Raw genomic sequence first — 6000 nt, forward strand, 5'->3', positions numbered from 1 at the left:
GTTCACCCCCCTTCCCGTAAGAACAGGGCGCTTAGGGTGAACTTTTTGTTTTTATAGCAAATGGGTAAAACACACTATACCAAGCCCTCACTTACATTTCAACAACAGCTGCAACAGTTGATTGACCGGGGAATGACTTTTGAAAACCCGAAAAAGGCACTTCACATTCTTGAAAGTGTAAGTTACTACCGAATTAGCGGGTATTGGTATCCGTTCTTGGCAGACAAGCAAAAGCATGTCTTCAAACCTGGCGCTCAATTTGAAACAGCCTTTCAGTTATACTGTTTTGACAGAGAGCTCAGATCTCTAATTATCTCAGAATTAGAGAAAATTGAGGTCGCGGTCAGAGCTAAAATGATTTATGTGCTTTCACAAAAATTTGGCGGGTTTTGGTTTGAGGATTTGTCACTATTCAGAAATCCCCAAAAATTTCAAACGCAATTAGCTGTCAAATTGAAAGAGGAATATGACAGAAGCGACGAGGAATTCATCAGAGCTTTTAGGTTGAAATATTCTGACCCGCTACCTCCATCGTGGATGATCATGGAAATTATTTCATTCGGTACTTTGTCAAAGCTATTTTCCCAATTGAAACCCAGCAGAGAAAAAAGAGAAATCGCTCATTACTTTGGATTGGCCGATGCTGTATTCGAAAACTGGCTTCATAGCATCGTCTACTTGCGTAACATTTGTGCGCATCATTCTCGTCTGTGGAACAGAACATTGAGTATAAAGCCACAAATTCTTCAATCTCCCAGGAAATTATGGTTAAAGAATACCAATGTTAAAAGCGACCGTACATACTATGTGCTCTGCATGATTAAATACTTGCTCCAAACGGTAAATCCAAAATCAAGATTTGCGTTCAAGCTTAAATCGCTATTTTTAAAGTATCCTAATGTTGATTCTAACGCAATGGGATTTGCAGAGAATTGGGAGCAGGAATCTCTTTGGAAATTTGAGGATACTCAGCCATTTTAAAATATTATCTAAATTCATGTTGGGAATCCAACACGTACCTATATGTTTCATGAAGTCTTTTGAAACAATAAAAGAAGCGTTCGACTGGTGGATCAAGAACATTTACCCAACGCTGCCGCCGGAAGTAAAAAAAGGGAAGCCGGTAACTGCCTGGCGATTATACGCATAAACTAGGTATCTCGGAAACTAGAATGAGAGACATCTTCCTCGAATTTGGCAATTTTGAGATTAAAACTTCAATAACATTAAAGTCTTAAAGGACTTTTTATTTGAGTCGGTTTTATTGGAAAATCAACAGATCTGTAATTGGAAATCCAGACGGTTGAGCGGCTAATTTTTTTGTAAAAACCGTAATTCAAAATGTTAGTTTTATCTTGTGGCCAAATTTAAAAATCTAAAATCTCTTGTGCAGTACTGCACAAATTATTACCTTTGAAAAAATGAAGAAGTTTGAGACGATAACTGAGGCATTTGATTGGTGGATTAAAAACGTTTACCCCTCATTATCACCCGAATTGAAAAAAGGCAAGGCAGTACAAGCCTGGAAGGATTATACTTATGACCGAGGAATTTCAGAAAAACGCATGAGAGACATTCTCATAGAATTTGGAGAGTTTGAGATTAAAACTTCTATTATTTACAAGCCTTCATAGGCTTTTTATTTGGAATTTATTTGTGCAGTACTGCACAAATTTCACTGAGAAATGAAAACCAGAATTTGAAAATTCCCCCTTTAATATTATAGATTTTCACATTTATTCATTTAATCAAAACAAAAAATGAACACACTTTCAGATTCAACAAACGAAGAAACGAATGGCGAAAAAATGGCTTTTAACCGTAAAGAATACTCATTAATGACTCAAAATAAGATTATTAATGAGTTCTTTCAAACCGACGGTTGTGGCGAAATGGTCGGATCGCTCAACCGGATGATTGAAGATTTTTTATTTACTGAAAATTTGGCTCGGGTGACTCCGGAAATGCGGGTGCACATTGCGAATAATCTGCGGGTAGCGACTTTGGTGGCTAAGCTTGGGGATTGTTATGTGGGTTACCGGACGGCTGGCTCGTAATTGGAATGCGTTTGAGTTTCTTAGGAGGCTCCGATGGAGCCCATGAAATCGGTTAATTGTTTATGCTGGAAACAAGAGGCCTCACCGGGCCTAATTACTACCTCGCAACGGCGGCCTAGCAACAAAAAGAAGGAAATAAACTTCTAATCTATTAATATCTTGGTAGCGGAGCAGAAGTGTAGCCGCAGAGCGGTTTCCTGTTTCTAGAAAAATCCAACCCCAAATGAAAAACAGGCTCCAGCGGGGCCTCCTGTTTCTAGAAAGTGCGATTAGCCGAAAATAAATGGGCCCCAGCGGGGCCTCCTGATCATTGCCGGTTTCAGGAGGCCCCGCTGGGGCCATATTTCAATGTTTGGCTTTTTTGCTAGAAATAGGGAGCCGCTCAGCGGCTGGGAGAATGCTTGCCGACAGATGCTATATTTTCCGCTTTTGCAACGATTAAGTGAATTACAGAATTAACAAACCGAAAAAACCTTCGTCTCCGTAGTAATATAAATCTTCCGATTCTTCGCCAGATCCATCTGAAAACCACCCGTAAAAACGCCGAAACTAGGAACTATCGCCTGGTGATTATCAATAACAAAACACGGAAGTCTTACGCTTTGGCGACCTTTTCCATAGGTTGTAAAAACCGGATGCACGTGGCCGGCGAAGATGAATTTGTCTGAAATAGCTTCCACTTTGGGATGGTGGGTGAAGATGAAATCTCCTTCTTCAAAATCATTTAAATGCACTGCCAGATCCGCTTCCAGGAAAAGACTTACCGGCAAAATATCGTGGTTACCAATCACGATCAGCATTTCAAGGTAGTGATGCTCGTTCCTCCAGTTTTTAAAAAGCTCCCATTCTGCATTGTACTGGGCGTGGAATAGGTCACCCAGGAAGATAATGCGGGTCGCGCCGGTACTTTGAACTAGCTCGTTCAGTCTTTTAAAATTGTTTTCAATCGCATTGGGTGGCACGGCGATTCCTTCTTTCCGGAAATGGGTGATTTTGCCTAAATGAAGGTCTCCGATTAGTAATGTCTGCGTTTCTTCCCAAAAAATGGCTTTTTGTGTGAGTAAAATAAAATGGTTTTCTCTGATTTCAATCTGCATCACTGTACTGTTTGATCATTTTCTGGATCCGGTCATCCAGCTTTTCCGAAGTTAACTGTTCCCGCAATCGGTCCACCATGATAGGGAACGAGAATGGCGTAGGTTTACTGGTTTTTTTAACAATAATTTTCTGATTTGCGATCCGGTCCAGTGCAAGCCGCATCCTGGTTTCCTCCAGTTGATAAGTTAAAACTTCCTGGTAAGCTTGTTTGACGAGCAGATTATTGTCTTCATACTTGCTAACTACATTAAAAAGCAGCGAACTCGAAGCCTGCAACTGGCGGGTTTTCATATTTTTTCCTGGATAACCCTGAAACATCAACCCGGAAATGGCCGCAATTTCCCTGAATTTCCGTTTCGCCATTTCAGTCGCATTTACACTTTGGTAAATGTCATCGACGAGATGTTTGGTTGAAAAAACATCTATTTCACTCATAATCTTTTCAAAATCAACATATTGATCGCTCAATAACTCAAATCCATAATCATTCATGGCGACGGAGAATGTGATCGGAGTCAGCTTACTAATGCGATATGCAAGAATGATGGACATGCCTTCGTGGACCAAACGTCCCTCAAACGGAAAAATAAAGATATGGTGACCTTCGCGCGTTTCGCATTGTTCGATGAGCAGTTCATCCATTTTCGGGATCATGGAACGGTCGCGCTGCAATTCCAATAATGGCTGCATTTTGGCCAATTCCAATTCTTTATGTGGGTTTTCGATCGCATCGGCCAATCGCTCGCGGATAAATGCGGATAGTTGGGAAGATAGCGGCATCCGCCCGCCTGCCCAGCGAACGAGAAACCCCTTTTTACCTTCTGCTTTTTTGACAGTTACCGTCATTTCGTGAAGTCTGACAAACTCGACGGTCATTCCGGCAAAAGTAAAAACGTCGCCGGTTTTCATCCAGGTAACAAAGGACTCTTCAACCGTTCCCAGGTATTTTCCGGATTGCAACTTGACTTTAATGCCTGTTTCTGAAACGATTGTGCCCATACTCAGCCGATGCCGCAATGCAACGCGCCTACTGGTAACCTTGTAAAGGCCATCGATCCGCTCTACTTTTTTATATTCATCATAAACCAAAAGCGACGAACTTCCCGTGGTAATGTACCCCAAAAGCCACTCCCATTCCTGCCGGTTGAGATATTGGTATCCGTACGAATCACAAACTTCTTCAAACAACTGCGCTTCGTCGAAACCTTCGCCCACGGCCAAAGTCATCATCCATTGCGCCAAAACGTCAAACGCATGTGCAACCGGCGGACGATCTTCGAGTATATTTTTGGCAACTCCTTCACGCAGTGATACGGCTTCAATTAATTCAAGAGCATTGGTCGGACAAAAATAGATCTTACTATCCACCCCCGGCCGGTGCCCGCTACGTCCCGCTCGCTGGATAAAACGGGCAATGCTTTTGGGGCTGCCGACTTGAATAACCGTATCCACCGGCCTGAAATCCACTCCTAAATCGAGACTCGCCGTACAGATTACAAGTTTCAATCTTTCGTCATGCAAAGCGTCCTCCACCCAATCCCGGATTTCACGATCCAAAGAAGCATGGTGCAATGCCATAATGCCCGCAAATTCCGGATATTTATCAATGATCGTCCGGTACCAGATTTCCGTCCCGGAACGTGTATTTGTAAAAAGTAAAGTGGTTTTACTCTGATTCACGACCTCCACCACCTGATCCACCAGCCGCGTACCCATATAACCCGACCACGGCAAGGTCTGAACCCGCTCGGGAATAATGCTTTCGACTAGAATCTTTTTATCGGTATTGGCTTTGATAACCACCGATTTACCAACCGGAAACTTCATTCCCAGCAACACGTGCTTCGCTTCTTCCAGGTTTCCGATCGTCGCCGAAATGCCCCAGGTCTGCAGATCGGGTTTGAGGCTTCTTAACCTTGCCAATGCAAGCTCCGTCTGCGTCCCGCGCTTGCTTCCCATGAGTTCGTGCCATTCATCGACGACAACGGTATGCAGGTTTTTGAAGGTTTCAGAGCTGTTTTTTTGGGCAAAAAGAATGTGGAGACTTTCCGGCGTGATGATCAGCGCATCGGGCATCTGCTTTTTCTGATCGTTTTTGTCTTTCTGATTGGTATCCCCCGTCCTGATCCCAACGCGCCAGGTGAGGTTCATTTCCAATGCTGCCGTTTCCATATTTCGAAACAAATCTTTGGAAAGCGCGCGTAAAGGTGTGATCCAAAGAACCTGCAAGCCACGTTTGGTTTTGAGGTCTTTATTGGCTTTCTCATTCATATGCCGGATCAAAATCGGGACCCAGAGAGAATGCGTTTTCCCGCTCCCCGTCGGCGCATTCACCAGGCCACTTTTTCCATCCAGATAAGCCTCTGCAGCTTCTTTCTGAAAAGTCGCCCATTTCCATTTTTTGGACTTAAACCATTGTTCAGCAAGTATGTGTCCGCGGGATTTGGTCAAAGGATGAAGTGAATAAAATGTGAGACTAAATTCCGATAAAATACTGTACCATTACCGTTAAATCAATATTTTGTTCAGTGCATAACAAAGTAGCTTATTTTGTTCAAAATGCATGATTGACTCGATTCCCGAAACAGCATATGCAGATATAAAGCTATATCCCTCAAATACATTAATATGCTTAACAGTGTTCAAATTCTCCGTGCGATTGCAGCATTACTAGTGGTATTTGCACATTTTGAATTTGTGAAGCCAGCCGTTGGTGGTTTTGGTGTAGGACACTATCTCAAAATCTGTGTAAAGTTTAAATCGGGGTTTGTAACTCCGATTTTTTACTTTTAACAAAACACAGTTTATGAGACCAGAAGATTTGTTGACTGATGAGTTTTTAAAG

General features: G+C 42.5%; 5 protein-coding genes. 3 read left to right on the forward strand and 2 right to left on the reverse strand.

Annotated features, from left to right (window positions below; all coding sequences use genetic code 11):
- Positions 1–60: 60 nt before the first annotated feature.
- From LZG72_RS27385 to LZG72_RS27395, 3 genes are all read left to right on the forward strand, one after another.
- A complete protein-coding gene (locus LZG72_RS27385; protein WP_233878342.1) occupies positions 61–981 on the forward strand; it encodes an Abi family protein in 921 nt (306 codons plus the stop codon).
- Positions 982–1421: 440 nt separating this feature from the next.
- Positions 1422–1634, forward strand: coding sequence for a hypothetical protein (locus tag LZG72_RS27390; RefSeq protein ID WP_233878343.1), 213 nt, complete (start codon positions 1422–1424; stop codon positions 1632–1634).
- Between the two features lie 126 nt (positions 1635–1760).
- Positions 1761–2057, forward strand: a complete 297-nt coding sequence (locus LZG72_RS27395; protein WP_233878344.1) for a hypothetical protein — start codon at positions 1761–1763, stop codon at positions 2055–2057.
- Between the two features lie 455 nt (positions 2058–2512).
- Here the strand turns inward: LZG72_RS27395 and pdeM are convergent, their stop codons facing one another.
- Complete coding sequence (gene pdeM, locus LZG72_RS27400; RefSeq protein ID WP_233878345.1) at positions 2513–3154, reverse strand: ligase-associated DNA damage response endonuclease PdeM; 642 nt, start codon at positions 3152–3154, stop codon at positions 2513–2515.
- Positions 3144–5606, reverse strand: coding sequence for a ligase-associated DNA damage response DEXH box helicase (locus LZG72_RS27405; protein WP_233878346.1), 2463 nt, complete (start codon positions 5604–5606; stop codon positions 3144–3146). Before LZG72_RS27405 ends, pdeM begins: the two co-directional genes overlap by 11 nt.
- Positions 5607–6000: the final 394 nt, after the last annotated feature.

It is taken from the genome of Dyadobacter sp. CY323 (genome assembly GCF_021390245.1).
GTDB lineage: Bacteria > Bacteroidota > Bacteroidia > Cytophagales > Spirosomataceae > Dyadobacter.